This window comes from Peribacillus sp. B65 (assembly GCF_058513295.1).
Genome location: NZ_CP195840.1, coordinates 3,415,634 through 3,441,417, shown reverse-complemented (window position 1 = coordinate 3,441,417; position 25,784 = coordinate 3,415,634). Strand labels below are relative to the sequence as shown.

The 25,784-nt window shown below is 39.2% G+C and carries 30 protein-coding genes and 2 pseudogenes; 25 read left to right on the top strand and 7 right to left on the bottom strand.

The window, feature by feature from the left end; translation table 11 throughout:
- The first annotated feature begins 409 nt into the window (after positions 1–409).
- The 6 genes from ACSR9O_RS16855 to ACSR9O_RS16830 all read left to right on the top strand — a co-directional run bounded on the left by ACSR9O_RS16855 (position 410) and on the right by ACSR9O_RS16830 (position 5,570).
- On the top strand, positions 410–1,693 hold the full coding sequence (locus tag ACSR9O_RS16855) for a GntP family permease (RefSeq protein WP_434167727.1): 1,284 nt from the start codon (positions 410–412) through the stop codon (positions 1,691–1,693).
- Between the two features lie 44 nt (positions 1,694–1,737).
- Positions 1,738–2,514: a 3-hydroxybutyrate dehydrogenase gene (locus ACSR9O_RS16850; protein ID WP_101223220.1), complete on the top strand. Its 777-nt coding sequence runs from the start codon at positions 1,738–1,740 to the stop codon at positions 2,512–2,514.
- Positions 2,515–2,648: 134 nt separating this feature from the next.
- Positions 2,649–4,076: a GntP family permease gene (locus tag ACSR9O_RS16845; RefSeq protein ID WP_491724750.1), complete on the top strand. Its 1,428-nt coding sequence runs from the start codon at positions 2,649–2,651 to the stop codon at positions 4,074–4,076.
- A gap of 413 nt (positions 4,077–4,489) precedes the next feature.
- Positions 4,490–4,981, top strand: a complete 492-nt coding sequence (locus ACSR9O_RS16840) for a DUF6773 family protein (RefSeq protein WP_491724749.1) — start codon at positions 4,490–4,492, stop codon at positions 4,979–4,981.
- A 28-nt stretch (positions 4,982–5,009) separates the two neighbouring features.
- Positions 5,010–5,207 carry a helix-turn-helix transcriptional regulator gene (locus tag ACSR9O_RS16835; protein ID WP_034309784.1) on the top strand — a complete coding sequence of 66 codons (198 nt, stop codon included), beginning with the start codon at positions 5,010–5,012 and terminating at the stop codon, positions 5,205–5,207.
- Positions 5,208–5,315: 108 nt separating this feature from the next.
- Positions 5,316–5,570, top strand: coding sequence for a sigma-G-dependent sporulation-specific acid-soluble spore protein CsgA (locus ACSR9O_RS16830; RefSeq protein ID WP_101223217.1), 255 nt, complete (start codon positions 5,316–5,318; stop codon positions 5,568–5,570).
- A gap of 43 nt (positions 5,571–5,613) precedes the next feature.
- Here the strand turns inward: ACSR9O_RS16830 and ACSR9O_RS16825 are convergent, their stop codons facing one another.
- Both ACSR9O_RS16825 and ACSR9O_RS16820 read right to left on the bottom strand, forming a co-directional pair.
- Positions 5,614–6,255 (bottom strand): hypothetical protein, encoded by a 642-nt coding sequence (locus ACSR9O_RS16825; protein WP_101223216.1) that lies wholly within the window; start codon positions 6,253–6,255, stop codon positions 5,614–5,616.
- A 272-nt stretch (positions 6,256–6,527) separates the two neighbouring features.
- Positions 6,528–7,402: pseudogene (locus tag ACSR9O_RS16820) on the bottom strand (LysR family transcriptional regulator).
- Between the two features lie 161 nt (positions 7,403–7,563).
- Here ACSR9O_RS16820 and ACSR9O_RS16815 point away from each other — a divergent pair.
- The 7 genes and pseudogenes from ACSR9O_RS16815 to ACSR9O_RS16785 all read left to right on the top strand — a co-directional run bounded on the left by ACSR9O_RS16815 (position 7,564) and on the right by ACSR9O_RS16785 (position 11,159).
- Complete coding sequence (locus ACSR9O_RS16815) at positions 7,564–7,842, top strand: DUF2798 domain-containing protein (RefSeq protein ID WP_260358506.1); 279 nt, start codon at positions 7,564–7,566, stop codon at positions 7,840–7,842.
- 197 nt (positions 7,843–8,039) lie between these two features.
- Positions 8,040–8,258: a DUF1659 domain-containing protein gene (locus ACSR9O_RS16810; RefSeq protein WP_491724748.1), complete on the top strand. Its 219-nt coding sequence runs from the start codon at positions 8,040–8,042 to the stop codon at positions 8,256–8,258.
- Between the two features lie 42 nt (positions 8,259–8,300).
- Positions 8,301–8,519: a DUF2922 domain-containing protein gene (locus ACSR9O_RS16805; protein ID WP_230178192.1), complete on the top strand. Its 219-nt coding sequence runs from the start codon at positions 8,301–8,303 to the stop codon at positions 8,517–8,519.
- A 40-nt stretch (positions 8,520–8,559) separates the two neighbouring features.
- Positions 8,560–8,709 carry a YvrJ family protein gene (locus ACSR9O_RS16800; protein ID WP_101223211.1) on the top strand — a complete coding sequence of 50 codons (150 nt, stop codon included), beginning with the start codon at positions 8,560–8,562 and terminating at the stop codon, positions 8,707–8,709.
- A 143-nt stretch (positions 8,710–8,852) separates the two neighbouring features.
- Positions 8,853–9,050 (top strand): annotated as a pseudogene (locus ACSR9O_RS16795) (KGG domain-containing protein); the annotation flags it as partial.
- A gap of 178 nt (positions 9,051–9,228) precedes the next feature.
- On the top strand, positions 9,229–9,675 hold the full coding sequence (gsiB, locus tag ACSR9O_RS16790) for a glucose starvation-inducible protein GsiB (protein ID WP_402939495.1): 447 nt from the start codon (positions 9,229–9,231) through the stop codon (positions 9,673–9,675).
- 137 nt (positions 9,676–9,812) lie between these two features.
- A complete protein-coding gene (locus ACSR9O_RS16785; protein ID WP_491724747.1) occupies positions 9,813–11,159 on the top strand; it encodes a DUF3238 domain-containing protein in 1,347 nt (448 codons plus the stop codon).
- A gap of 88 nt (positions 11,160–11,247) precedes the next feature.
- Here ACSR9O_RS16785 and ACSR9O_RS16780 read toward each other — a convergent pair whose 3' ends face one another.
- Positions 11,248–11,640: a thiol-disulfide oxidoreductase DCC family protein gene (locus ACSR9O_RS16780; RefSeq protein ID WP_260358500.1), complete on the bottom strand. Its 393-nt coding sequence runs from the start codon at positions 11,638–11,640 to the stop codon at positions 11,248–11,250.
- 378 nt (positions 11,641–12,018) lie between these two features.
- Here ACSR9O_RS16780 and ACSR9O_RS16775 point away from each other — a divergent pair, with 378 nt between their 5' ends.
- The 4 genes from ACSR9O_RS16775 (at position 12,019) to ACSR9O_RS16760 (ending at position 15,798) form a co-directional block, all read left to right on the top strand.
- On the top strand, positions 12,019–12,990 hold the full coding sequence (locus ACSR9O_RS16775) for an acyltransferase family protein (RefSeq protein ID WP_459735083.1): 972 nt from the start codon (positions 12,019–12,021) through the stop codon (positions 12,988–12,990).
- Between the two features lie 408 nt (positions 12,991–13,398).
- Positions 13,399–13,536 carry a hypothetical protein gene (locus ACSR9O_RS16770; protein WP_491724746.1) on the top strand — a complete coding sequence of 46 codons (138 nt, stop codon included), beginning with the start codon at positions 13,399–13,401 and terminating at the stop codon, positions 13,534–13,536.
- A gap of 358 nt (positions 13,537–13,894) precedes the next feature.
- On the top strand, positions 13,895–15,004 hold the full coding sequence (locus ACSR9O_RS16765; protein ID WP_491724745.1) for a D-alanyl-D-alanine carboxypeptidase family protein: 1,110 nt from the start codon (positions 13,895–13,897) through the stop codon (positions 15,002–15,004).
- A gap of 281 nt (positions 15,005–15,285) precedes the next feature.
- Complete coding sequence (locus ACSR9O_RS16760; protein ID WP_101223204.1) at positions 15,286–15,798, top strand: DUF3189 family protein; 513 nt, start codon at positions 15,286–15,288, stop codon at positions 15,796–15,798.
- Positions 15,799–16,013: 215 nt separating this feature from the next.
- On the opposite strand, the gene ACSR9O_RS16755 is transcribed toward ACSR9O_RS16760, so the two are convergent.
- Positions 16,014–16,193, bottom strand: a complete 180-nt coding sequence (locus ACSR9O_RS16755) for a small acid-soluble spore protein H (RefSeq protein ID WP_101223203.1) — start codon at positions 16,191–16,193, stop codon at positions 16,014–16,016.
- Positions 16,194–16,412: 219 nt separating this feature from the next.
- Between ACSR9O_RS16755 and ACSR9O_RS16750 the strand changes: the two genes are divergently transcribed.
- From ACSR9O_RS16750 to ACSR9O_RS16730, 5 genes are all read left to right on the top strand, one after another.
- Complete coding sequence (locus ACSR9O_RS16750) at positions 16,413–16,859, top strand: GNAT family N-acetyltransferase (RefSeq protein WP_230178199.1); 447 nt, start codon at positions 16,413–16,415, stop codon at positions 16,857–16,859.
- 156 nt (positions 16,860–17,015) lie between these two features.
- A complete protein-coding gene (locus ACSR9O_RS16745; protein WP_491724744.1) occupies positions 17,016–17,666 on the top strand; it encodes a hypothetical protein in 651 nt (216 codons plus the stop codon).
- A 251-nt stretch (positions 17,667–17,917) separates the two neighbouring features.
- A complete protein-coding gene (locus tag ACSR9O_RS16740) occupies positions 17,918–18,790 on the top strand; it encodes an AraC family transcriptional regulator (RefSeq protein ID WP_427571529.1) in 873 nt (290 codons plus the stop codon).
- A gap of 147 nt (positions 18,791–18,937) precedes the next feature.
- The gene (locus tag ACSR9O_RS16735; RefSeq protein WP_491724743.1) at positions 18,938–19,393 is read left to right on the top strand and encodes an SRPBCC family protein; all 456 of its coding nucleotides are present in this window, start codon (positions 18,938–18,940) and stop codon (positions 19,391–19,393) included.
- Between the two features lie 755 nt (positions 19,394–20,148).
- Positions 20,149–20,328, top strand: coding sequence for a DUF4083 domain-containing protein (locus ACSR9O_RS16730; RefSeq protein ID WP_491724742.1), 180 nt, complete (start codon positions 20,149–20,151; stop codon positions 20,326–20,328).
- Positions 20,329–20,370: 42 nt separating this feature from the next.
- Here ACSR9O_RS16730 and ACSR9O_RS16725 read toward each other — a convergent pair whose 3' ends face one another.
- On the bottom strand, positions 20,371–20,862 hold the full coding sequence (locus tag ACSR9O_RS16725; protein WP_491724741.1) for a hypothetical protein: 492 nt from the start codon (positions 20,860–20,862) through the stop codon (positions 20,371–20,373).
- 371 nt (positions 20,863–21,233) lie between these two features.
- Here ACSR9O_RS16725 and ACSR9O_RS16720 point away from each other — a divergent pair, with 371 nt between their 5' ends.
- A complete protein-coding gene (locus tag ACSR9O_RS16720; RefSeq protein WP_286141416.1) occupies positions 21,234–21,419 on the top strand; it encodes a YjcZ family sporulation protein in 186 nt (61 codons plus the stop codon).
- Positions 21,420–21,477: 58 nt separating this feature from the next.
- Here ACSR9O_RS16720 and mleCBF read toward each other — a convergent pair whose 3' ends face one another.
- Entirely contained in the window at positions 21,478–22,320 is an 843-nt protein-coding gene (gene mleCBF, locus ACSR9O_RS16715) for a CBF family alpha/beta fold macrolide esterase (protein WP_101223196.1), read from the bottom strand.
- 303 nt (positions 22,321–22,623) lie between these two features.
- Positions 22,624–23,400: a 3-hydroxybutyrate dehydrogenase gene (locus ACSR9O_RS16710; RefSeq protein ID WP_101223195.1), complete on the bottom strand. Its 777-nt coding sequence runs from the start codon at positions 23,398–23,400 to the stop codon at positions 22,624–22,626.
- A gap of 257 nt (positions 23,401–23,657) precedes the next feature.
- Between ACSR9O_RS16710 and ACSR9O_RS16705 the strand changes: the two genes are divergently transcribed.
- Together ACSR9O_RS16705 and ACSR9O_RS16700 are read left to right on the top strand one after the other, a co-directional pair.
- On the top strand, positions 23,658–24,605 hold the full coding sequence (locus ACSR9O_RS16705; protein WP_491724740.1) for a 3-hydroxyacyl-CoA dehydrogenase family protein: 948 nt from the start codon (positions 23,658–23,660) through the stop codon (positions 24,603–24,605).
- Positions 24,602–25,777, top strand: a complete 1,176-nt coding sequence (locus tag ACSR9O_RS16700) for an acetyl-CoA C-acetyltransferase (protein WP_260358490.1) — start codon at positions 24,602–24,604, stop codon at positions 25,775–25,777. The genes ACSR9O_RS16705 and ACSR9O_RS16700 overlap by 4 nt, the downstream gene beginning before the upstream one ends.
- Positions 25,778–25,784: the final 7 nt, after the last annotated feature.

Sequence of the window (25,784 nt, the reverse complement as noted above, 5' to 3'; positions counted from 1 at the left end):
TAGCATAAAGTGTATTCTTATTATTCATTTTACTTATAAATTAAGGAGATGTAAACTATATGAGGATTAAAAAGCAAGTATATATAACCCTATTTTAATAAAATATTCTTTACTGTAAAAGTATAAGGAGAAGGGCTTTAGTAGGAGCTGTATTTATGATGTTTATATTAATGAATATATTTCCATCCTATCAATCAGCTTATTCACCTTTCTCGGAAATGCGGACAAGGTAGGTTTATGAAGTTATTTTAAGATAACAAAAAAGAGGATGTTCTCGTATCCGCTTTTTTAGGGGTGAAGCTGTAAGACAAGGATTTTGAAATCTGCAGCATAACGGATTTACACATCAAGGGGGAAGCGTGATGGAAAGCAAAACTATTTACATCACCTTGGAAAGAGGTGATTTCGAGTGTTAAGTATAATTGTAGGCTTAGTATTGCTGATGGCTTTGGCCTATTTGGGATGGTCCATCATTTGGGTGGCCCCGCTGGTGGCTGGAGTAGTAGCATTGATGAGCGGATTGGATGTATTTGATACGTATACCGGAACGTATATGACCGGATTGGTCGGGTTCGTTCAGAAGTGGTTCCCAATCTTCCTGCTAGGAGCGATTTTCGGAAAGCTGATGGAAGAAACGGGTGCAGCGAAATCCGTTGCCAAGAAGGTAACGCAGATCATTGGTAAAAAGAGGGCGATTCTAGGGGTACTGATCGCTTCCGCTTTATTGACATATGGCGGAGTCAGTTTATTTGTGGTCGTGTTTGCGGTTTATCCGATCGCGCTTGCGTTATTTAAAGAAGCAAACGTTACGAGAAGGCTGCTTGTTCCCACTTTTGCGCTTGGGGCATTCACTTTCACGATGACGGCCATACCGGGTACACCGCAAATCCAAAACCTGATACCGATGGAGTATTTCCATACGACACCCACTTCAGGCATGATCATCGGTATCGTCACTTCATTGATAATGGCAGTTGGCGGGTATTTCTGGTTATCCTACAGAGAAAGATCTCTTTCTGCTAAAGGAGAAGGATTCATCGAATCGGATGATGCGGTTACCGGTTCTGAGCAAGATGAAAAAGTACCGAATTGGTTATTGTCATTAGTTCCGCTTCTTATTGTTGTCCTATTGCTTAACGTTGTGAAATTAGAACCTATCTATGCATTATTATTAGGGGTTCTGAGCATTATGGTCATCAATATCAAGGATTACAAAAAGTTCATTTTCTCTGTTAATGAGGGAGCGAAAGGATCAGTGATGGCCATCCTGAATACTAGTGCCGCTGTTGGATTCGGAGCTGTCATTGCGGTTATACCTGCATTTGATAACATCACTTCTTGGCTGCTTAATATTTCGAGCAATCCGCTCGTTGCTGAATCTCTTGCCGTACAAATCATGGCAATCATCACTGGTTCCGCTTCAGGCGGTATGGGTATTGCGCTTAATGCACTTGGCGATACCTTTTACAGCTTGTCACAATCGACGGGAATCAGCCCGGATGTATTCCACAGAATGGCGGCAGTCGCTTCAGGTGCATCCATTTTCCCTAATAATGGTGCTCTATTAACACTATTGGCGGTTACAGGATTGACTCATAAAGAAACATATAAAGATGTTTTCGTGGTTGCGTTCATCATCCCGACCATTGCCATGATCGTCGGCATCATAATGGGTGCCATCGGTATCGTTTAATAAATATCTATACATTAATTAATCTACTCTAGGAGGAATTCATAATGGTTGAAAATAAAGTCGTTATTATTACAGGTTCTGCTCGCGGTATTGGATTTGAAATTGGTAAGCATTTCGCTGAAAGTGGAGCCAAAGTGGTTCTTTCCGACATTAATGAAGAATCGGTGAAGGATGCTGCGGAATCATTGAAAAAACTTGGTTTCGATTCAATTGGAATCAAAGCCGATGTTACAAAAGAAGAAGATATCGTAAATATGGTGAAGGAAGCTAAAGAAACATACGGTTCGGTTGACATCGTGATTAACAATGCCGGGCTGCAGCATGTATCACCAATCGAGGATTTCCCGACTGCTAAATACGAATTGATGATAAAAATCATGCTGACAGCGCCGTTCATTCTAACTAAAGCCGTGTTCCCAATCATGAAAGAACAAGGTTTCGGCCGCATCATTAACGTCTCTTCCATTAACGGTGTTATCGGATTCGCAGGTAAAGCGGCTTACAACAGCGCAAAACACGGAGTGATCGGTTTAACGAAAGTTGCTGCTTTGGAAGGTGCAGAACACGGTATTACTGTTAATGCTTTATGCCCTGGATATGTCGATACTCCGCTTGTTCGCGGACAAATGGCAGACTTGGCGAAAACACGTAATGTTCCGATTGAAGATGTATTGGCAGAAGTCCTTCTTCCATTAGTGCCTCAAAAACGTTTATTGGATGTTAGTGAAATTGCTGATTATGCATTGTTCCTGGCAAGCGATAAAGCGAAAAGCGTAACAGGTCAAGCTGTTGTCATTGACGGTGGCTATACAGCTCAATAATCAATAACTATAAAAAAAATAAAGGTGAACCTTTCTGACAAATTTAATTTGTCAGAGAGGTTCACTTTTGGCGTATTTTTAACTAGTTTGGGGAAATTATTCAAACTTGGAATATATGTTTAAGGGGGACTTTCATGGACTTAATGATTATATTGCTGGCGCTGGGGCTATTGATGTTTGCAGCCTACCGCGGCTATTCTGTCATTTTATTTGCACCTATCTTTGCACTTTTACCGGTCTTCTTCATCGATCCGGGTAATGTTTTGCCATTCTATTCCGGCGTATTCATGGAAAAGATGGTCATTTTCATTAAAAACTATTTTCCCGTCTTTTTATTAGGGGCCATTTTCGGGAAGATCATCGAAATGTCGGGAATCGCCGAATCGATTGCAAAGACGATAGTCCGCTTGATCGGTGCCAAACAAGCGATGCTGACGATTGTCCTTTTGGGTGCGATTTTAACCTATAGCGGCGTGAGTTTATTTGTTGCGGTTTTCGCCATTTATCCTTTTGCCGTTCAATTGTTCAAGCAAGCCGACATACCTAAAAGGCTTATGCCGGCTACCATCGCACTTGGGGCATTCACGTTCACGATGGATGCTTTGCCGGGAACTCCCCAAATTCAAAATGTCATTCCTACGTCCTTCTTTGGTACAAACATTTATGCGGCTCCAATCCTTGGAATCATAGGCGCCATCTTTGTCTTATCGGTTGGATTGGCCTACTTGGAAAGCAGAAAAAGGCGAGCCAAAAAAGCAGGGGAAGGATATTATGGGCTTGCTGCGGAAAATGCCGCTGGTCCTGAACAGGAAAAAGGGGAGCCAGTCCCTGATTTACACTCAAACCAATCTGTATTACGGCAGATATTAGCATTCGTTCCGCTTGGATTGGTTGCGATCATGAATAATTATCTGTCTAAAGCCATACCAAACTGGTATCCTGATGGATTTGATTTTTCCGCAATGGGATTAGAAGATTATTCTGTTGATGTAGCGGCAAATGCTGCAATCTGGTCGGTGGAGATTGCACTGATCGTCGGGATCATCACAGCACTTGCCTATGATTGGAAACGAGTGACGAAAAACATGAAAGAAGGGCTGAATAACAGTATTGGCGGCTCCCTGCTTGCCGTCATGAACACTGGTTCGGAATATGGTTTCGGCGGAGTCATCGCTGCCCTTCCAGGATTTGCGAAGATCAGTGACGGGATATCCGGTGTGTTCTCGAATCCGCTTGTCAACGGTGCTGTCACCACTAGTGCATTGGCAGGCATAACAGGGTCTGCCTCCGGGGGGATGGGAATTGCATTAAGCGCAATGGCTGATAAATACAATCAAGCAATCGCCGCAGCCAATATCTCACCTGAAGTGATGCACCGTGTAGTCGCAATGGCATCAGGCGGCATGGATACACTTCCTCATAACGGAGCCGTCATCACCCTGCTTGCCGTCACAGGATTAACGCATAGACAATCGTATGGAAGCATATTCATGATCACCATCATAAAATCATTGGCTGTATTTGTCATCATTGCCCTCTATACTTGGTTTGGCATTATATAAAATGGTGAATTCACGATATCGACGAAAACAACAGGTTTATCTCCGAATATAGAGATATATCGACGTTACTTGCAGGTATATCTCCGAAAATGTAGATATATCGACGAAAACTACAGGTTTATCTCCGAAAAAGTAGATATATCGACGAAAACTGCAGGTATATCTCCGAAAAAGTAGATATATCGACGAAAATTGCAGGTATATCTCCGAAAATGGAGATATACGAGTAAATCCCCAAAACTTTAGAGTAAAACCCTAAATAAGGTTATTGAGGTATCCAAACTTGATGTTTGGATATCTTTTTTTATACATATTGCAATTTATAAAATATAAAATGTAATATATATGTTGCAAAAAGTTAAATAAATCATATAATAAGGGAAAGCGATGGAATTATTGGAGGTCGATCAGAGATGAATCTATTCAAACGAACGAAAAAGATCACGGATGAGCGGGTTGAGAATGTTAGAAATAAAATTTATAAAGAAATGTATTACGTCATTTTGGCCATTTGCCTGGTGAGTGGACTTTTCAAACTATATAAATATGGTGCAGGCAGCGGGGAGTTATATCTGGAGTTCGCGATCCTTGTTGCAGGAGGGCTGTATTACTTAGCTCGTTCCATTTTCTTAGGTGTATTCTGGGATGAGGTGGAGATGCATGACCGCACAAGCAAAACACCGATGAGCAGGAAGACGATTCTTGGGACGGTTGCTTTAGCACTCATCATCGCTATATTCATGGGAGTGAATAGTGCTGTATCCTATGCCGATAGCAGTTCCCAGGGCGTATGGTATTTTGTATTGGTATCGTTTGTATCCGTTATGATCTATTTGCCGATTTTACTTCTGTTTTTTGGTGGTATATACTTGCTGGCGAAGAAAATCGGAATGAAGAATAGATAAGATAATAAGAAATAGTAGGTGCTTTCCCTTGAAAAATATAAAACTGAAGCTTGCGAGAGTAGAAAAGGACTTGTCACAAGAAGAACTGGCCAAGATTGTCGGGGTATCCAGGCAAACGATAGGATTGATTGAATCCGGAAAGTATAATCCCTCATTAAGTTTATGTGTCGGAATTTGTAAAGCATTATCCCGCACATTGGATGATTTATTTTGGGAGGAAGACTGATTAGGGTATCCATTGACTTGGATATCTTTTTTTTAGGAATTTATCATCAAAAAATGGGGGAAGGTATAGCATGTAAGCAAAAATCTAACATTCGAGAGGGATGGTTTGATGGATCGTACGATTGGCTACTTACGTGAGATATTGTCTAACTATACGGACCAATATCCTGAAGCGCAGGAAATTTATAATAAAATCAAAAGCGGACATTTTCATTCTGAAGAAGAACTCGTCAATAAACTATCCGGTAAAGAAGCCAGTCTCCTTAACCATATTCTTCCTCAGGAAATTAAACATGCGAAGGAAGCTAGTGATACGGAACGGGTCACGCAATTATCAGAGGTATATGAACTGATTATTATATGATAAAACCTTGTCCATGATGATCATGGACAAGGTTTTATTGGTTTTATTCCATTTCACTAAGTGAATCCATATGACTGGCTATCATGGCGATGATCGTGCTTGCTTCTTCTTTGCTGAAAATGAAATTCGTTTCATCCTTTATCAGGTCATCATCAGCTGTCCGAATCCGATTGATCCGTTTCAGTACACCATCACCTGTTTCCTGGACGATACCGAATTGATAGGTGACCTCGACTTCATTATCCTGGATATAGGCAGTCACTTCAGGCGTTTCCCAATCTACATCGATTTCGTATATTTCGGAATCGTTGCCGTCTGGATCATACAAATCATCATTATCATCATCCATATCATATTCGTAATCATCATCTTCCTCTTCCAAATAGTTATGGAAGCTCTCATGGACAGCATCGACGATATCTTCAATGTCCGAAAGGATGACCTTGCTGATCTGCCCTAAATCAGGCTCGAACGATTCCATATAAAATTCTTCATTGTACGGATCAAAAAACAGCGTGGCAAAATAATCCCGCTCATTGTCATCCAGCTCTGTATAAAACTCGATGCGTGGATGCTTAGACCCGCGCTCCACGATCAAACTGCCATTGCGGTCGTATTTTTCACAAATTGATTTAAGATGATCCTGCAATTCCCCGCTTACTCTGTCAAACCATTCTAATGACATCAACATCCACTTCCTTTCGTGATTATTATTTCCCAGAAAAGGTGAATTTGACGTGCCATTTAAAGCCAACTGCTATTTATCTTCGCATCAAAAAGGTCAGTTATAAAAAATAATTTAAAGGGAAAATTAGATGAAAAGCAAGAGCGATATCCAGGATTTATGAAACAAGCAACCAGGGCAGGATAAGGCTAGGATCTCTGCAGGAACAGAGTTAAGAGTTTATTATTTAGTAAAGCAAAAGTTCAAAGGTAAAACGTTAGGAACTCTCTTCATCATTTTAGAAGGGAATTTTTATTAAGCTTCCGATACCTTTCAATAATAAAGTCAATAAAATACCTGCTTGCTATTGGCAATACCCTTTTATCCTTGTATGCCAAAGTAATTGTTCGGATAATAGAAGGAGAGATGGCTTTCGTTACAATATTATAGGGACATTTATTTAAGAGCAGCTTCGGTAAAATCGAAATGCCAAGCTTTTGTTCAATCATGGACATAATCGCATAAGGATCATATACCCGGTATTGTGTATCAGGTTCAAAATTGTACTGTTTAAAAATTATTAATGGTTCATGTATAACTCCCTCATCCAACAGGATATAAGGATCTTTTAGCAAGAGACTTCTGTGGATGATGCTAAAGGGTGATCTACTGGCATTACAGCCACCATTTCATCTTCTTGCAAGGGAATCGTAGTTAAATCCGTAACATTTGAATTCACAAAGCCAAAGTCTACGCTGCCTTCTTTAATCCAGTTTGAGATTTCCGAATAATTTCCTTGATGTAATTCAAAATGAACAGTCGGGTAAAGTTCCTTGAAATCCTTGATCAATCCCGGTATCCAATGACATGTAACACTGGAAAAGGTGCCAATTCGAATAAGGCCGCTTTGCAGTCCTTCCATCTCTTTATGCTTTTCAGTCAGTTCCCTATGTGAATTACAAATCTTCCGGATATATGGCAAAAATTCCTTGCCATCTGGTGTCAGAGTAATACCCTTTCGAGAACGTAAAATAAGAGTGGTGGAAAGCTCTTCCTCTAATGAATGCACCATTTGGCTAATGGCGGACTGCGTATAGCCAAGTTCTTCAGCAGCTTTTGTAAAACTGCCTGTTTCTATGGTTTTGATAAATGCATAATAAGAATTCAATCTGACTAACCCCTTTGCATTAGTAATTCTAATAGACCTATTATAAAAATTGGTTTTACTAATGTAAATGGAAGAAATAAAATATAGTTGGGAACAGAACAACAGAAAATTAAAAATATCAAGGAACCTAAAATTAGATCAGGAGTTGAAGTAGAAAAATAATGAATATTAACGTTAAATACAGAAATATTATTTATGCATTTTTAATGGCATTTAGTATGTCCTTTTTTATTTCATTTATATTAGTCTCAATAAATAGGGGTTATGATCATCTATTCCTAGCTACTTGGTTAAAAACTTGGTCACAGGCTTTTATCTGTGCTTTCTTTGGAGCTTACTTTTTCCCGAGAGTAATACAACAAATAATGAGAAGAATTGATTTTGTAGAAAAACCGTTAATAATTGAGAAAGATTTTTTAGTGAGAGAAGAAGACAAATGATAATTGCCAGTAGATAATTAAAATGTGGTTTTAAAGGATTTCCTTAAAAACAGTAAAGAATATGGATTTTAAAAAATACTGATATAGAGCTGCCCAAATGATGGGGAGCTTTTTATGCGTTTTCCTGAAAAAGTTCCAAGACCAGGCTACTTTCATCCTGTAAAAGTTTATATAGAGTGTGAAAGGGGGTGAGTGATATGGCAAGTCAAATTCCAGTATCAAGTACGTTGCGGATCGATTTTGAGACGGGGTTAAATGAAAAAGGGGCCCTCGTTTTCAAGCGGAGGACATTTTCAAACATCAAGTTCGAGGCGACGGCGGACCAGTTGTTTTCGACGGCAGTTGCAATCGCAAGTGTACAGGATTATCCAATGGGTGAAGTGACCCGGGTGGATACGTATTCTTTGATTGGCTAATCGGTTTTCGAAAGATGTCGGAAGAGGGGGAGGTGATTTGAAATGGCTAAAGTATTGGAATTGATTTTCGTTACAGCGGAAGGAAAGTCAGCGACGATTTCCGTTGATAATCCGAAGGATCCGGTCGGAGTAAACACGGTTAAACAGGCAATGGAAAAAATCATTGCGGGGAATGTGTTCGTTACATCCTCCGGGAATTTCGTCGATTTGAAGGCGGCGCGCCTTGTCGAGCGGAATGTGGAGGAAGTGGAACTTATTTAACGAACGGGAGGTTACACACTTGAAGTGAGGTGAATAAAAAGTGGATCAAATTCTGCCATTTGTCAGTGATATTGGGTTCCCGATCATTGTTACCCTCTATTTGCTTCATAGAATTGAAACGAAATTGGATACTTTGAATGAAACCCTTGTAGAGCTGCCAAATCGCTTGCGAGAAGGGATTCCGAAGTAGGTTAGGAAGCATCATGAGTGATATCATTCATGATGCTTTTCCTTTTGAAATTTTAATAGATTCTAGTTTTATATCAAAACTATCGGGTATACATAAAACTGTAGCTAGTTCTTAAAAAATCCAAATAATAAGGAGGAGTTTTAATGACTAACAACAATGAAAAAATGAGCAGGGAAGAAGCTGGCCGCAAAGGCGGGGAAGCGACAGCAAAAAATCATGATAAGGAATTTTTCCAAGAGATTGGTCAAAAAGGTGGAGAGGCCACTTCCGAAAATCATGATAAGGACTTCTATCAGGAAATTGGCAAAAAAGGCGGAGAGGCTAGAGCCAATCAACGTGATGGTTCCGATGATTGAAAAATGAGCAGGGAAAAGCAGAACTTAATGGCGAGGGAAAAAGTCGCCGCTAAAAAAAACGACCTGAAGTTATTAGCTTAATCCAGTTTTATAGCTGTTCAAGCGGGTACATGCCATATGTAGCTAGTACATGAAAAATCCAAATAATAAGGAGGAATTTTTAATGGCTAACAACAATGAGAAAATGAGTCGTGAAGAAGCAGGACGTAAAGGTGGAGAAACAACAGCAAAAAATCATGATAAGGAATTCTATCAAGAGATTGGCCAAAAAGGCGGAGAAGCAACATCCGAAAATCATGATAAGGAATTCTATCAGGAGATTGGCCAAAAGGGCGGAGAAGCGACATCCGAAAATCATGATAAGGAATTCTATCAAGAGATTGGCCAAAAGGGCGGAGAAGCGACATCCGAAAATCATGATAAGGACTTCTATCAGGAGATTGGTAAAAAAGGCGGAGAAGCGACATCCGACAGTCATGGCAAGGAATTCTATCAGGAAATCGGCGAAAAAGGCGGAGAGGCACGGGCCAATCAACGTGATGATTCCGATGATGGAAAAATGAGCCGTGAAGAAGCAGGACGCAAAGGCGGGGAAAAAAGCCGCCGTTAAAATATAATCCAGTGAAACTTATAAATGACCGAGGGAGTAACCATTCCCTCGGTTTTGTTATGCCCAGCACAGCACATTGCAAAGTGTGCTTGGAGATTAAAGTGGGTAAAGAATAACACCTAGAAAAGGAAGAGGTGATGAAGAAGTTGATTGCTCATTATTCATTTCCCCGTTTAAAAGTAGGCGGAGTTACATTCACTGCACGGCATTCATTGCTTGCTCTTGGTCTTGCGGGATTCGCTTATCTGGTCTCCAATAAGAGGAAGCATCAAGCGGTATTCAAAACGGCTTCATTGATGTGCAAGATCGAACGGAAAGAAGATTCCATAAAACTTATTTGGCCGGATGAAGGCGGTTTCTATCGGGTATTCAGGGGGAAAGAGCTGATTTACAGCGGCTCGGAGCCAAAGATTGCAGATCGGGGTCTGACTCCAGGAACCATCTATACGTACACGATAGATAGTTTGAATGAAAAAGAACAGGCAGTAAACAGGATGAAAATACAGACATCAACGACCGCCGAGAATAAAAAAGAAGATAATATCCTTTTGGATTTGGTATTCACCACGATTGTCGCAAAAGGCCAAGCCACCCTGGAATGGGAGCCCATCAAAGGAATAAAAGAGTATACGATTTACCGAAACGGCGTGGCTATTGGGAAAGTGGATGGATGTTCCTTCAGTGATCGAAGTATTAGTGAAGATCAGGAATACACATATACCATTAAAGCAAAGCGGCCCCTTCCGCGTTCGGAGCAGGAGTCCTATGCCGTGAAATCCCTTCTAGCGAGTATTGTCGGAGCCGTAAAAAAAGGTTCATCCCAAGCAAAGGCAGCGATCGAGGAAATAACGAATACGAAAAAGATTGGGCCTATAAAAAAGCTTTTACAGCCAGTTGAAAACGATGTGGACGGTAAAAAGAAAAGAAATTGGCAGCTGCGCTATACCACCTTTTTACCGGAAGAGTGGCTGAAAAACCCCAATCTTGCATCGAAGGTTCCCATTTTTAAAGGTGACAATCGCGGGTTTGATCCTGAATCACCCCGTTTCCGGACTAGAGTCGATGTGTATATTCACGAAAAGGAACGAAAGGCCGAGATTGAATTTTCCAAAGCGGTCGGGAAAAGTGAAGCCTACAATCATGATGGCGATTTCCTTGAGGAAGGAGTGGCCTCGGATGAAGACATTGTAGTGAAGCGCGTATTATCCAATCATGAAAAAGCGACAATTCAGCTGACACACTCTGTAGGCAACCCAATCATCATTTCTCCTGCCGTGGATTATAAAGTGATTGGGACCTTTTACCGAAATGGCGAAATCAATATAGCAGGCTATCATGATCAGGCACCGCATCACGAAGTCTACCTCAAGGAGGCAGATGACCCAGACTGGGCACCCCTGCACCTGGCGGAAAACAAAGGGCTCGAAATGATGGCGCATCCTACGGCCAATCATTTATGGAGATACTCCACATTTACACAATGAAAAGGACGAAAAGCCGTGAGCGCTGATCGTCCTTTTTTTGTTGATACTAGAAAGTTGACCATTTCCAATCCAAACAAATACATTTTCTTTATAAAAATCGCTTTCGAACACTTGGCGACGGCAGCATACAGCTTGCTTCTTTCTTTCCGAACCATTTGTAACGGTTTCTGGCAATGAAATCATAAACGAAGTTCCGGATGAAGCTTGGAACGATGATGAAGCCGTAAAGCAGTTTCCATGCCCCTTGTAAGCGACGGCAAATCCTCAAGGCTGCAGACGATTTATAGTAGGCCTTATCCCTTTCAATCAGGACCATGCTATCTATATCTGCTGGAACATCATACTTCTTCAGCAACTCTTGTCCCGCCTCACTTTGAAGCGAAGCGTAATGAAAAAGCCCCTGCGGATCCCGCTTTATAATGAACTGGACACTCGAATCGCAAAAGTTGCATTCACCATCAAATAATATGATTGGATTCATGAACATTCCTCCTATAGAGAGACGTTATCATCCTCATGCTTATATAATACACTACCCGTTCTGCTAAGGCGAAAACGTCTGGAACTGCTTGGGATTTGATTTTGAAAGTGATTGTCCGTTCCGGCAAGTCATTAACGGGTGCGATAGCGCCGTAAGCCAATTGGCAGGTGGAGTTTTTTGTTTAAGTCTCTGTTATCAAACTGTTATTTTCCATTAACTATACTGTAAACAAGCTATGATATGGTAGATACTCCAATGAATTTTCCTTAAGTAAAAAGCCGGCAATCCTATATTAGGGGAACGCCGGCTTTTTCATTCAAACCATAATTGAGGATCAGAAGATATAACTAGCAGTTTCTTTATAGGGGGTAAGATTTCATGAAGCGTGATCCGTATTTTGATAATGCGAAAGCTGTTTTAATCGTACTAGTTGTTTTGGGACACACATTAGCTAGAATGGTGGAAGAAAACGAATGGATTTTAACAATTTATTTGTTTATTTTTTCATTCCATATGCCAGCTTTTATTTTAGTATCCGGCTATTTTTCAAGAAAGATAAAAAGTAAAAAGGACCTCTGGGGGCTAATTAAGAAAATATTAATTCCCTATGTAATATTCCAGGTGATTTATACCTTCTATTATCAGAAGTTATTTGATGAGCCAATTGAATTCACAATTTTGACTCCAAGATGGGCATTATGGTTCTTAATAAGCTTATTCTGCTGGAATATATTATTGTTTATATTTTCCTCGAGGAAATATGGAATCGTTTTTTCAATAATTGTCTCGCTAATAATCGGTTACTTTGGTGAAGTGAATGAATGGTTAAGTTTGTCGAGAACGTTCTTTTTCTTTCCTTTCTTTTTAATTGGTCATTTTTTAGAAAAAAATCATTTTGAATGGGTTAAAAAGAAAAGTAATGCCCTAATAGGCTGGGCTGTACTAGGTTTAATCTTTATCGGTATTTATTTCTATGGGGAAATGACTTGGAGGGAATGGTTTTATGGCCGTTTAGGTTATAAGGAATTAATGGAAGGCCCCATTGCCCTCGGTTTTATATATAAGTTTCTCGTTTATTTAATTATGGGAGCAGCAACTTATTGTTTTTTATGTATTGTTCCTAAAAAACATACTTTTTTTACTGAAATAGGATCAATTACATTAGGTATTTATCTTTTTCATATGTTTTTTCTGGAATATGTTTATAACTCATTTATATATGATTGGATCAAAGAAAGTGGCCAGTACTATGTTTTATTAGTCATACCTGTAACCATTATATTTATATTATCAAGAAAACCGATAGTAAAAGTGGAATGTGTGTTAATAGGAATGAAAATGAAAACATAACAGAATTTTAACTCATATAAAGTAACTAGCCCATTTGTTTGAAGGGCTCAGGCTGTAGACAATCTCGATGAAGAACAAGTTAGTCTCAATTTTCATTTAGGTTTATTAAACCTGGAACGTCGATTTCCACTTCAGGCACTCGCTTTCCGCGGTCGGTCGGGGAGCCTCCTCGGCGCTTTTGCGCCTGTTGGGTCTCCCCTCGACGCGCTTTTCCCGCAGGAGTCTCGCACCTTTCGTTCCAATCAACTCTGTTTTGAAATTTAGATAAAGCCCCTTTTGTTTACAGTTTTTATGAGGGTTTATTAAACCTGGAACGTCGATTTCCACTCCAGGTACTCGCTTTCCGCGGGCGGTCGGGAACGGTCTCATCTCGAACTATGATTTTAATACAAGACTAGATTATCCTTCATGTTTTTTTACTGTAATCCTTATTGGATTGAAGAAATTTGCGACACTCCTGCCGAATTACTGGCTAGCCGAGACACCGCAGCCGCTTGCTTTGATGCGGCTTGGCAGACAGTCGGCGGAAAGGGAGCGGATTTCTGAAATCATCTGGAACGTTTTTTAAATAAAAAAACTGCAGTCAAGCTGGCTTTTCTTAGATTTTATCTACAGACAGAATCCCTTCAGTTTGAAGGGTTTTTTTCATGAAAAGAAATTGCCAGATATTTAGTGATCTACAAAAAAATCTATTTAATGGAGATTAAATGGAGGCTCCACTAAAAGGGTTACAACCCTTATAAAGTTATTTCAGGAAAGAAAATGAAGTTCATTACCCGAAATGTTTCCAAAATTATTAAGGGGTAATTACTTTTGTATTTCACTTTCAATAAATCAACTCTAAACATTCAGATTTATTTTATTATGACTATATAGGATTTTAATATCATCAAAGGAGCGGCATATGAAAAAGTTTTTCTTCATCTTCATTTTGGCTTTAATCCCCTTCGCCTCTACAACTGTAAGTGCAGAATCTGACTTACCCCTCAATAGTGAAGCCGGTATCATTATTGATGCGAAAAGTGGAAAAGTATTATACGAAAAAAACATGAATAAAAGTATGTATCCAGCCAGTCTAACGAAAGTTGCCACTGCTATTTATGCTATAGAACACGGCGATATGAACGAACTTGTGACTGTCAGCAAAAAAGCAGCGGCGGCAGACGGGTCTTCGGTATTTATTGAACCTGGGGAGGAAATAGAGCTTTCCAAATTAATTGCAGGAATGCTAATCAACTCCGGAAATGATGCAGCCATCGCAATTGCCGAGCATATGTCTGGCAGTGAAAAACTGTTTATGGAAGATTTGAATGAGTTTTTAAGAAAAGAAGTAAACGTCACCGATACTCATTTTACGAACCCCCATGGATTGTTTGACAAAGACCATGTAACTACAGCCAGTGACCTTGCGAAAATTACCCAATATGCAATGAAAAATGAAACTTTCCGTGATTATTTTGGGAAGAAGGATTTACCATGGGAAGTGGAAACATGGGACACGACTCTAATTACCCATCATAAAATGTTAAAAGGCGAACTTCCCTATAAGGGAATAACCGGCGGGAAAACCGGTTTCGTCAGTCAATCCGGCTACACCCTGATTTCCACTGCCACCAGAGGAGAACAGGAAATGATTGCTGTCACTCTAAAAGCTCCTTCAGACAAGGTTGCCTACGCTGATACGAAGCTTTTATTCAACTATGGCTTTGATAACTTTATATCAGGCAAAATTGATAAAAAAAGCAAACTTTATTCAGCGGACTACTCTCATTCCTACACGCTGAACGAAGACTTATACTATACTCATTCAAGCAGTGATCAACCTAGTCTAAAAACGGGTAATGATGGAATTCTCTCAATCATGAACCAAGAGGGGGAAGCAATAGAATCCTTTGACCTTAAAACGGTCGCTGATGTTAGGAACACAGTATTGCCTGCCCCGATTAAAAAAGAAACAACCAATGATAAGCTAATTAAATTATCTGTCCCATCCCTAGGATTGGGAGGGTTTTAGAACTCGTTACTATACATACCCCAGTTTATAAATAATAAAAACAATAAAAGAGTGCCCTTATCATGTATCACTGATAGGTGTACTCTTTTATTTTTATTGATGATTCGAACACAGGAATATTCTTATCTACTGCAAAACGATCTTGTTTTTAGATAGGACAACTTTATTATGTGAAATAAGATCATATTCCTGAATTCGGTATATTCCCTAAAATAATCAACCGAATTGGAAATGGAGTATATGACCATAATAGTATTAAAAAAACTATTAGGGATGATTTCATGATGTATATCTATAATGATTATGGGGGTACACATACCACGTCTATGGCTGCCGCATATCATTTAAAACAATTACCTCAATCGGAAAGAAAACTAACAAAGGAAGAAATATTAAATGTAAAATATTTCAATAAATTAACGAAAAAAGAGTTTGGAAAGCTGATTTTTCGCGGGACCGATGAAGATGGCAACTCGGTTTATACAATTGGACATAAAAGAGAAAAGCTTGTGGTTCCAGCATTAAAAGAATTGACATTACTGCTAGAAGAGAAATTTCATTTTAACGAAAAAATAGTATTCTCCAATACATCACCAACGGTACCTATTGCTATGTCTATAGGGGGTTACCTATCAAGAGCATTAAAAATTGATTTTATAGGTGTCCCATTATTAGTTATAGGTGCAAAACAATGCTGTGATAATATTTTTCGGTTGGTTGAAAATACGAAACAAATAGGAAAAGCAGCGAATGGGGAAAAAGTGATTATATTAGAGAATGAAATATATAAGTAATATTAATTATTGTAAAAGATTGCTTAGCCCATCGAAATTCGTTTTTGAAAGTGCAGTTTGTAACTTTATTAGGAATTAAAGTCAACGATTGATGTTGGCTTTTTTTTAGCTTCTGGGAGAATATACGTCTATATAGACGTGGTGCTTGTTCAATGAACTTAATCGAACAATAAACCACCACCCGAAAGTGGAGGTCTATTATTGAATCGAGGAAATTACTGCTCCTTTAAGCTGGTTACAGAAACACTTTGTTTTTTATTTGGATCATCAAGGGGATGGATTGTAGCTGTTCCATTTTGTTCATCGACGTGCTCGATATAGATGCTTTCCTCATTATAGGTTACATTAACCATATTTGGTGAAGAAGCAATTTCTTCTGCTCGTTGTGCTTTCATTTTAGCCACCTCCTTTGATTTTGCAACATGTATAATATTTGTTTCGGGTTACTTAGTTATACTTGTTGTATTAAAATTCTTCCAAGAATTCCTTAAACCTTACTTAAGATCGAGTTATATTTAAGGCAGCTTTTAACATTTCGGCAGGTTAGTTCAGAAGATTAAAATCAGTGATTTGGTATAATTACAGAAAATTAAAAAAGGTCAGGGGGATGTAAAATGAATATTAAAGGGTTTTCGATTTCCACTAATAAAAAGCATTTAGATGTGGATTTAATACATAATTTTTTGAATCAGGAAGCTTACTGGTCAAAGGGAATACCCAAGGAAACAGTAATAAAGTCAATTGAAAATACGACCTTATGTTTTGGGGTTTATAAAGGTGAAATAGGAAATGAAGATATTGAACAAGTTGGATTTGCAAGGGTAATAACCGATTTAGCAACCCATGCGTACCTTTGCGATGTGTTTATATTACCTGACTATCGTAAATTAGGATTATCAAAATTGTTAATGGAGGTTATCACCAACCATTCCGAACTAGAAGGGGTTCGCAGGTTTATGTTAGCTACTAATGATGCACATTCATTATATAAAAAATATGGTTTTAACCAGATTGATAATCCAGAGCTATTTATGCAAAAAGTCCGTAAATCCCCATCTTAACAATAAGAGTATTTTCATTAACAGGTGCGAAAGTTCTCTAAGGGGCAGTGACGAATTGCTCTTTTCTTATAGAGCAAAAGGGGCATTAGCTGAAGTAGGAATTCTGACTTATATGCAGGAATAGAGTAAATTTACGAAAAGATATGAGGAATTAAAATGGAAAAATTTAATTTGATCAAGCAAAATCATAATGTAGTTCCAAATTATAAAGTAAATGATAAGGAAGTTTCTTTTGAAATATACATTAGTCCCAAACAAGAGGTCTGCATTATTGGGAAATTAGATAATAACTATATATGCTGGTGTTCTATAACTCCTATTTCTGACTATGAAAATAATTCTGCTATTTTTCAATATGTATCGAATCTCCAAACCAAAACGATATCAAATGATTATAAAGCTTTGGGAGATCGGTATAAAGAAGTGAAAAATTGGCATAGAATGCAGATTAGTAAGAGACCTTATCAAGATCAGTATCTTTATTATTCTCCAGTAACTTCTTCCTTCTTTACGGAAGGTAAATTTTTCGGAAGAGAAATCTATACATTTTATAAACAAGAGAGAGCCAAATGTGATTACAGGTTAATTGACGATGCTTATATAACTATTTTAAAAAGATATAAAAGCATTTTAAATAAAGAAAATCAAGAAGATAGTTATTATCATGAAATGAACCCACTAATTAAGATAATAAAAGATGAAAGTTACATAAAACTATGTCCAATATCAGAAATCAGACAATTATATTTAGAATGCCTTGAAAAATGTGATGATTTATATAACCGATATATGACAGAGGTTCGTTAAAAAATATTTTGCGGATTGGTTTTGAGGGTAGTCCTTTATAAAAATTAGAAATAATAAAATGACTTACAGAGTGTTAGTTTTCATTACTTTTGTAAAAGGAAGTAATTGCATTTTCATTGAAAGTCTATAAGAAATCGTGAAGGTTTGTAATTAAACTAACGGAAAAGTTTATATCCTGCATAATCGTGCACAGAATGTCGGATGATTAGTTTCAACTCCTGCTATTCTGTTGATATAAGGGAGGTCATTGAATGGATTTGCTCAAAAATATGAATGGTGCCATTAAATTCATTGAAGAAAATCTTACGAACGAAATTGACTTTAAAGAGGTTGCAAGGATAGCTTATTGCTCGGAATATCATTTTAAAAGGATGTTTTCCTTCCTTGCAGGTATTTCACTATCCGAGTATATCCGCCGAAGACGGCTTACACTTGCAGCGTTTGAGCTTAAAGATAACAACATGAAGGTCATTGATATAGCGATAAAGTACGGGTACAGCTCACCGGACTCTTTTGCGAGAGCGTTTCAACATTTGCATGGCATCACACCATCTGAAGCGAGAAGTAATGGCCATTCACTTAAAGCCTATCCACCGATGTCCTTCCAATTATCCATTAAAGGAGGCAGTGAAATGAACTATCGAATTGAAGAAAAAGAGGCGTTTCACATAATTGGAATTAAAAAAAGAGTTCCAATCATTTTTAACGGGGTTAATCCAGAGATTGCATCGATGTGGAAAAGTTTAGACGAGAAAACGATAAATGAACTTAAACACCTATCGAATGTCGAGCCATTAGGACTGCTTAGTGCATCTGCGAACTTTTCCGAAGGCAGGTTGGAGGAAAAAGGGGAGCTTGATCATTATATCGGCGCAGCAACAACGAGGGAATGTCCAGAAAACTTAACACAGCTGAAAGTGGATGCATCTACATGGGCGGTATTCGAAGCAGTCGGACCCTTTCCTGAAACACTGCAAAATGTATGGGGCAGGATTTATTCCGAATGGTTTCCATCCTCTAACTATGAACAAAGAGAAGGGCCGGAAATCCTTTGGAACGAAAATAAAGATATAACCTCACCAACATTTAGAAGTGAAATATGGATCCCCGTTATGAAAAAGTAAATATAGGCAAAAGATTTATTCGAAGAGCTGTCTTAAGGCAGCTTTTTTTCTCGTGGAAAAAAAAGGAAGGTTAATGAGGGAGAGCTAGGTAATATTTGCTTTAACGAGCTATAATGATAGAAAGTGCTTATATAAGGAGATTGAAAAATGCCTGTTATTGAGTATCAACAATTTATTAAAGCACCAGTTGAATTATGTTTTGACCTAGCGAGGAGTGTGGATATCCATACTAAAACGACAGCGAAAACAAAGGAAATTGTTGTTGATGGTGTGACAGAAGGGCTTTTAGAAAAGGGAGATACTGTTACTTGGGAAGCCATTCACTTTGGTATTAAACAAAGGCTGAAAGCCAAAGTGACATTAATGGAAAAACCAAATAAGTTTGTAGATATTATGGTGAAGGGTGCCTTCCATTCATTCATACACACACATCAGTTTATAGAAGAACAGGGCGGAACTATAATGATGGATAAATTTCAATATAAGTCACCGTTCGGTCCGATTGGAGTTTTAGCTGATAAGTTGTTTTTAGAGAAGTATATGAGAGCATTTATCGTTTCTCGTGCAAAGGCACTGAAAAAGATTGCCGAGAATATGAACTAGGTTAGTGGCAGGTCAGTTCATAAAGAAAGCAGGTAGAAGCAAGAAATGTTGAATTTGACCAAACTATCACACTTAATAATTATGACATTTGTGACATTGAACTACATGAGAAAACACTACTGGTAAGTAGTTATAGAACTAATGGGTGCTTTAGCTGAAGTTCGTAGCTGTCTCTTTATCACCGGCACCCTGAACATTAGCAATTGGCTCGGCTCAGCGGTACAACCGTGTTAGGCCCGCGGATACAACCGGCCTTTATTTATAATTACGGATCAAATCGTTTGGCTGCGATTTGATCTTTTTATTTGTTTTTATAAGAATAACACAGGTAGAACAAATGTTCCAGTATAAAAGTGTAAAATTATTACTTTTTTTGAAAAATCAGCTCTGATAAAAAGTATTGTTGATTTTCTTAAAGACTAAAGGGGCAGGTTAGCTAGGGAGCCGTAGTGTTTTCCAACTTTGTAAGAGTCATATGATATAATTATCCAAAAAAGGATAATTTTATTTGAGCGCACTAATTATCTCTATATATTTAACTATTACACTTGTATCGCTTACTTTCGCTGGACCTTATTCTCCATTGGTGGGACTTGCAGTTGGATTGCCATTACATATTCTAATATTACTTACACAAATATATAAAGAATTAAAAGTGATATCTAAAAAACTATACGAATAATTTTGTCAACTCTACGTTCTGTGCAGTAGACATGAGTTATGGTTAAACCAAAAAAGGAAAGGGGTGAAGTTCTTTGAGTTACAATATCGGTGATATGGTATATCAACTTATTATGTTTGTTTTGTTGATTGGGGTGATTTTCGCTGTTTACTTTTTTGTTCGTTCTCTTCTTACAAGGTCAAAACAAACCAATAAAATAGAACAAAAACTTGATAGAGTAATTGAGATGCTTGAAAAGGATAAAAGAGATTAATTTCTTTTAATCCTTTTCTTTTTTTGTTCCACACAGGCCACTCTATCGGCGCAGGTTAGTCCAATAAGAAGCCGAATATACTCTAGTTATTTCATCTAATGCAAAAAAGATTATTGAGCAAATAACCGCAAAGATAAAGAAACCTCCTGGGTCAATAAAGTATGTAGCCAATCCAAAACTAATATGTATTACTCCAGATAACCAGAAACGAATATTGAAATACTTCATTGAAATAAATTCAGCAATGAGTGAGACTGGTAAGCCATAAAAGAAATTTCCCATTAAACTATAAAAAAGTACAATAAGAATAATCTGAAAGAAATCTCCATCTAATTTAAAGGATGGTTCTTCAAAAATCGAGACAAGAAATAAACCAATAGTAAAGGTTAATGATGAGTAGAATGCCACTTTAATTTTTCTGAAATGGTCTTTAAACAGAAGCTTTCTAATCACAGGTAATAAAAACGCAATCGTTATTAAGGCAAGTAAAGTTTTAATTATGATCGGTGTAGTTGAAACTAGTACTATTGTCAACAGAACAAGCATGGAGAAAACAAGAATATAAGAATTTCCTTTTATCATAAATACCTCGAACCTTTTTACCTTCATTGTACAATAAGCTGAAGTTAGTAGGATATTACAAACCAATTATCATCTTAACAGAGATAAATCCTTTTTGAATGTTCGTATTATTAGTGATAAGTGTCCGGCAGTTCGACGCTGTGTCAGGTGAAGGTGTATGAAATTTCAAAACAGTAAAAATACGCTGTTAAACTGTTTTATTTCGGATCAACAGGGTGGTTAAAAAAGTTTTCGGTGATTTTGTGTCAATATCCTAATTAGAACATATGTTGAATTAACCCATTTAATTTTTTCCTCCTAAAACAAATAAGGAGATGTTTCTATTGTCAAATTGTGGTCATGAATCAAATTGCGGTTGCGGTAACGATGTTGGTGGATTTGGTGGCGGTTTCGCTTTTATAGTCGTTTTGTTTATCCTTTTAATCATCGTTGGAGCTGCTTGTTTCGGCGGCGGCGATGGAGGTAACGGTGGCTGTTATCCCGTTCAAGGATATGGCGGTTTCTGCTAACAAATGTATAAAGAAAAGCCGACCTTTATTGGTCGGCTTCTTTATTGCTGATTTTATACTATCGCGAAGTAAGCTTTATGACTGAGTCGATAATTTCATCCCAGTCTTCACTATGAATCTCATGCCCTGATCCATCAAGAGTCACTAATTCAGCATGAGGGATGGCTTTCGCAAGAGCAAGTCCGTGCTCGTATGGCAGGGCTGGATCTTCTGTGCCGTGAATGATGAGGACAGGTACGGAAATCTCACCCATTCGATCGAAATATTCGTCTCCGCCAGCAAGCATGGCATGATTGAATCTGCTCGGTAGCTGTTTGGCACGGTCAGCCTCTCTTTTTGCCAGTTTATGCATTCTTTCCTGCTCATAAGGTTTGGAACCGGCTAAAGTTTTCCATCCATCCGCAAGATAAGCGATGACCGTCTCCCGATTTGACCAATCAATGGAAGCACTTTTTGCATGATGATCCAATATGCTCTGATCCATTGGAGGCAGTTTTTCCATTACTGTCCCGAACACGCTTGATGCAATTAGCGTAAGCGTATTTACGCGTTCCGGATATCTTAAGGCAAGAATCTGGCCGACCATACCGCCTAGGGACATTCCAACGATAGAAGCCCGCCCTATGGAATAAGCGTCCAGGACACCAGCGGCATCGTCAGCCAAATCCGTTATTGTATAGTTGGAGGTACCGGGTTCATATACGGTAGACCGGCCCAGATCCCGATGATCGTAGCGAATGACAAATCTCCCCGAATCGGCAAGGCGGAGACAGAAGTCATCATCCCACCAGTCTAATGAAGACATCGCTCCCATGATCAAAAGCACGGCAGGGTCCTTATGGTTTCCAAAACTTTCAGTACATATATCCACTTTATTTATTTTCAGTATCTGTTCACTCATGTTTTTTACCTCCGTATTAAATATTATCCAATAGCCGTTACCATGGCGCAGATCAATATATACTTTCCGGAGCATGATGATTGGCCTGCGCTTTTAATTATCGCAGTCTAACCCACTTAATAATCATGACGCGGCCTCCTTTTAATAGTTGTAAAAATGGGAGGTATCCCTATATTACTTTAACATGGGGGATTTCTTTGTGCCACCAAATTTTCCCACGTTTCCATGCAGACAGAAAACCCCGAATACAGAGCACCTTTTTTGGTGTCCTTTATTCGGGGTTTTTTAAAATGCATTTTCGTTTTATTGAGCTGTATATCCGCCATCTAACACGACTGCCTGGCCTGTGACGCCCCTTGCTTTGTCGCTTGCGAGGAAAATGGCGTAGTCGGCAATTTCACTTACATCGAGTAAGCGGTTTTGTGGGACAAGTGGATAGATGACCTCTTCCAAAACGCTTTCCAGTGGAACTTGTCTTGTTTTCGCCAGGTCCTCCAGTTGACCGCGGACGAGAGGTGTGTCCACGTATCCTGGGCAAAGGGCATTGACGGTTATGCCAAAAGAGGCGCTTTCCAAGGCGGCGACTTTCGTCAATCCGATTACACCGTGTTTGGCACTGTTGTACGCTGCTTTGTTGGCGAATCCAATCAGACCGTTAATGGAAGAGATGTTGATTATCCTGCCGAAGCCCTGTTCTTTCATGATAGGCAAAACGTTCTTAATTGAAATGAACGGCGCGGTCAGCATGATTTTGATCATCAGTTCGAATTTTTCAGTTGGAAACTCTTCAATTGGTGCAACATGCTGAAGGCCGGCGTTATTGATGAAAATATCTATTCGTCCGTATTTGTCTTTAGCTTGTTTGATTAGTTGGATAATATCATCTTCACTTGTTACGTCAGCTTTTAAGCCGATAACCTCCAAGCCGTTGTTCCTAAGGTCTTGAGCAGCTTTTTCAACTGTGTTTTGATCAAGGTCGGACAAAACGACCTTTGCACCATTTTCAGCAAATATCTTTCCAATCTCAAAGCCGATCCCTCTAGCGGATCCGGTAATTATCGCCACTTTATCTTTAACCATATTACATTCCTCCAATAAAAAATGTAATGGTCCAGGTCTGTCATTTTATGTCGTAAACAGGGAATATTTCACAGAGTAAGCTCCATTGGAAATATAAAGGGAAGGTTATTAAAAATATGATTTAGGTTAATGAGTAAGAGTCTATCATGATTTTCTTGATAACAAAAGAATTTTATTTCCCCTTATCGTTGGCATGGATATTGCATATATAAAAAGGCGAGTAAATAAAGGTAATTGAAACGGAAAGGGGAAGCTGGATGATTAAAAAAATAGCCATTATCGGTTCTGGTGTAATGGGGAGTGGAATCGCTCAGTCTTTTGCAGTTAGCGGGTATTTCGTCACCATTAACGATATTAAGGATGAGTTGCTACACCGTGCCCAAAATCGAATTTCTGAGAATCTATCATTGCTCATCGAGGAAGGGGTTTTGACTGATCAGGAAAAGCAAGTAGCTTTAGCCCATATTACATATAGCGTGGATTTGGAAGGGGCAGTAAGAGATGCTGATTTTATCATTGAGGCCATTCCGGAAGTCATCGAGCTGAAGTTGAATCTATATGAGCAAATGGAGGAAATAATCAAACCGGATGCCATTGTTGCCTCCAATACATCGACCTTTCCAATTTCTCAATTGATGGAGAAGGCATCGTTTGCGGACCGAATGATCATCACGCATTTCTTTAATCCTGGCCATTTGGTTCCATTGGTTGAAATTGTTAAGCATGACGAAACAAAGCCGGAAATCGTAAAGACAACAATGGATTTGATGCGTAAAATCGGCAAGTCTCCGATTCTCTTGAAAAAAGAAATAGCAGGATTCATTGCCAATCGGCTCCAGACTGCCTTGATGCGGGAAGCCTTTTATCTATTAAAAGAGGGCGTTGCCAATGCTGAGGATATCGATACAGCGATAACGGCTGGACCAGGTTTTCGATGGGCATTCACCGGACCGATCGAGATTGCTGACTTTGGCGGTCTGGACACTTGGCAGCGTGTTTTCGATAATGTTTCACCGGCATTGGATCAGAGTAAGGAAGCCCCTGATTTGATTCGTGATTTGGTGGCCGAGGGAAAGCTTGGGACGAAGTCGGGAGAAGGGATTTTTACGTATGAAGAATCTACCGTTTCCCAGAAAATCAATGAGCGGGACCGTAATTTTATTAAACTGGGAAAATTAAAAATGGAGAAGGAGGAAGTGTTATGAGAGAAGTAGTGATTGTAGGGGCAGCAAGAACACCAGTTGGTGCGTTTGGAGGCAGTCTTGCCAATGTTTCAGCGGTCGACTTGGGAGTCGTGGCAGCTAAGGAAGCGATTAAGCGGGCAAATATCTCGGCTGATTTGATCGATGAAGTATTGGTTGGGAATATTCTCTCTGCTGGATTAGGGCAAAATGTGGCACGTCAGGTTGCGATTCATGCAGGGATTCCGGAAACAACGCCGGCCATGGCCATTAATAAACTTTGCGGATCTGGCCTTCGTACAGTCATAATGGGAGCGCAATTCATTGCCCTTGGAGATGCTGATGTGATTCTTGCCGGGGGTATCGAAAGCATGAGCAATGCTCCGTATTTACTTCCAAATTATCGTTTTGGGCAGAAAATGGGTAATGCCGAAGCGGTGGATTCAATGACTTATGACGCCTTAACGGATGTATTTAATCAATATCATATGGGTGTGACTGCAGAGAATATTGCCGAGCAATGGGAAATCAGCCGTGAAAAGCAGGATGAATTTGCTTTAGATAGTCAAATGAAGGCTGAAAAGGCGCAGCTTGAAGGACGATTTGCAGATGAAATCGTACCTGTTGAATATAAACGCAGAGGAAAGACGATCTTGGTGGACCAAGATGAACACCCGCGTCATGGGCTGACGATAGACCAACTTACGAAGCTGCGTCCTGCTTTTAAGGAAAATGGAACGGTTACGGCAGGAAATGCATCCGGAATCAATGATGGGGGTGCGATGTTGGTCCTGATGTCTAGAGAAAAAGCAGACGAGCTGGGATTGGAGGCATTAGCAACCATCAAGTCATATGCAAACGCCGCGCTTGATCCGAAAATCATGGGATACGGTCCAGTTCCTGCGACAAGGAAAGCTTTGGCAAAAGCGGGATTGACAATAGAAGATATTGATTTGATGGAAGTGAATGAAGCCTTTGCGGCACAGTCACTCGCCGTGCTTAAGGACCTTGAACTGAAGCCGGAGAAAGTGAATGTGAATGGAGGGGCGATTGCCCTGGGTCATCCGGTAGGCGCTTCCGGTGCCCGCATCTTAGTGACTTTATTGTATGAAATGAAGCGCAGGGATGCAAAAACCGGCCTTGCCACCTTATGTATCGGTGGCGGGCAAGGAACTGCGCTGATTGTGGAGCGGTAATGACTTG

Excerpts from the sequence above, each read along its gene's own strand:
- ACSR9O_RS16775 (WP_459735083.1), top strand. The coding sequence starts at position 12,019 with ATGAAGCGTGATCCGTATTTTGATAATGCGAAAGCTGTTTTAATCGTA.
- ACSR9O_RS16755 (WP_101223203.1), bottom strand. The coding sequence starts at position 16,193 with ATGAAAGCACAACGAGCAGAAGAAATTGCTTCTTCACCAAATATGGTT.
- ACSR9O_RS16735 (WP_491724743.1), top strand. The coding sequence starts at position 18,938 with ATGCCTGTTATTGAGTATCAACAATTTATTAAAGCACCAGTTGAATTA.
- ACSR9O_RS16850 (WP_101223220.1), top strand. The coding sequence starts at position 1,738 with ATGGTTGAAAATAAAGTCGTTATTATTACAGGTTCTGCTCGCGGTATT.
- ACSR9O_RS16765 (WP_491724745.1), top strand. The coding sequence starts at position 13,895 with ATGAAAAAGTTTTTCTTCATCTTCATTTTGGCTTTAATCCCCTTCGCC.
- ACSR9O_RS16710 (WP_101223195.1), bottom strand. The coding sequence starts at position 23,400 with ATGGTTAAAGATAAAGTGGCGATAATTACCGGATCCGCTAGAGGGATC.
- ACSR9O_RS16780 (WP_260358500.1), bottom strand. The coding sequence starts at position 11,640 with ATGAATCCAATCATATTATTTGATGGTGAATGCAACTTTTGCGATTCG.
- ACSR9O_RS16700 (WP_260358490.1), top strand. The coding sequence starts at position 24,602 with ATGAGAGAAGTAGTGATTGTAGGGGCAGCAAGAACACCAGTTGGTGCG.
- ACSR9O_RS16745 (WP_491724744.1), top strand. The coding sequence starts at position 17,016 with ATGGAAAAATTTAATTTGATCAAGCAAAATCATAATGTAGTTCCAAAT.
- gsiB (WP_402939495.1), top strand. The coding sequence starts at position 9,229 with ATGGCTAACAACAATGAGAAAATGAGTCGTGAAGAAGCAGGACGTAAA.
- ACSR9O_RS16840 (WP_491724749.1), top strand. The coding sequence starts at position 4,490 with ATGAATCTATTCAAACGAACGAAAAAGATCACGGATGAGCGGGTTGAG.
- ACSR9O_RS16785 (WP_491724747.1), top strand. The coding sequence starts at position 9,813 with ATGAAGAAGTTGATTGCTCATTATTCATTTCCCCGTTTAAAAGTAGGC.
- ACSR9O_RS16825 (WP_101223216.1), bottom strand. The coding sequence starts at position 6,255 with ATGTCATTAGAATGGTTTGACAGAGTAAGCGGGGAATTGCAGGATCAT.
- ACSR9O_RS16830 (WP_101223217.1), top strand. The coding sequence starts at position 5,316 with ATGGATCGTACGATTGGCTACTTACGTGAGATATTGTCTAACTATACG.
- ACSR9O_RS16845 (WP_491724750.1), top strand. The coding sequence starts at position 2,649 with ATGGACTTAATGATTATATTGCTGGCGCTGGGGCTATTGATGTTTGCA.
- ACSR9O_RS16805 (WP_230178192.1), top strand. The coding sequence starts at position 8,301 with ATGGCTAAAGTATTGGAATTGATTTTCGTTACAGCGGAAGGAAAGTCA.
- ACSR9O_RS16705 (WP_491724740.1), top strand. The coding sequence starts at position 23,658 with ATGATTAAAAAAATAGCCATTATCGGTTCTGGTGTAATGGGGAGTGGA.
- ACSR9O_RS16810 (WP_491724748.1), top strand. The coding sequence starts at position 8,040 with ATGGCAAGTCAAATTCCAGTATCAAGTACGTTGCGGATCGATTTTGAG.
- ACSR9O_RS16760 (WP_101223204.1), top strand. The coding sequence starts at position 15,286 with ATGATGTATATCTATAATGATTATGGGGGTACACATACCACGTCTATG.
- ACSR9O_RS16740 (WP_427571529.1), top strand. The coding sequence starts at position 17,918 with ATGGATTTGCTCAAAAATATGAATGGTGCCATTAAATTCATTGAAGAA.
- ACSR9O_RS16815 (WP_260358506.1), top strand. The coding sequence starts at position 7,564 with ATGAATATTAACGTTAAATACAGAAATATTATTTATGCATTTTTAATG.
- ACSR9O_RS16770 (WP_491724746.1), top strand. The coding sequence starts at position 13,399 with ATGTTTTTTTACTGTAATCCTTATTGGATTGAAGAAATTTGCGACACT.
- mleCBF (WP_101223196.1), bottom strand. The coding sequence starts at position 22,320 with ATGAGTGAACAGATACTGAAAATAAATAAAGTGGATATATGTACTGAA.
- ACSR9O_RS16750 (WP_230178199.1), top strand. The coding sequence starts at position 16,413 with ATGAATATTAAAGGGTTTTCGATTTCCACTAATAAAAAGCATTTAGAT.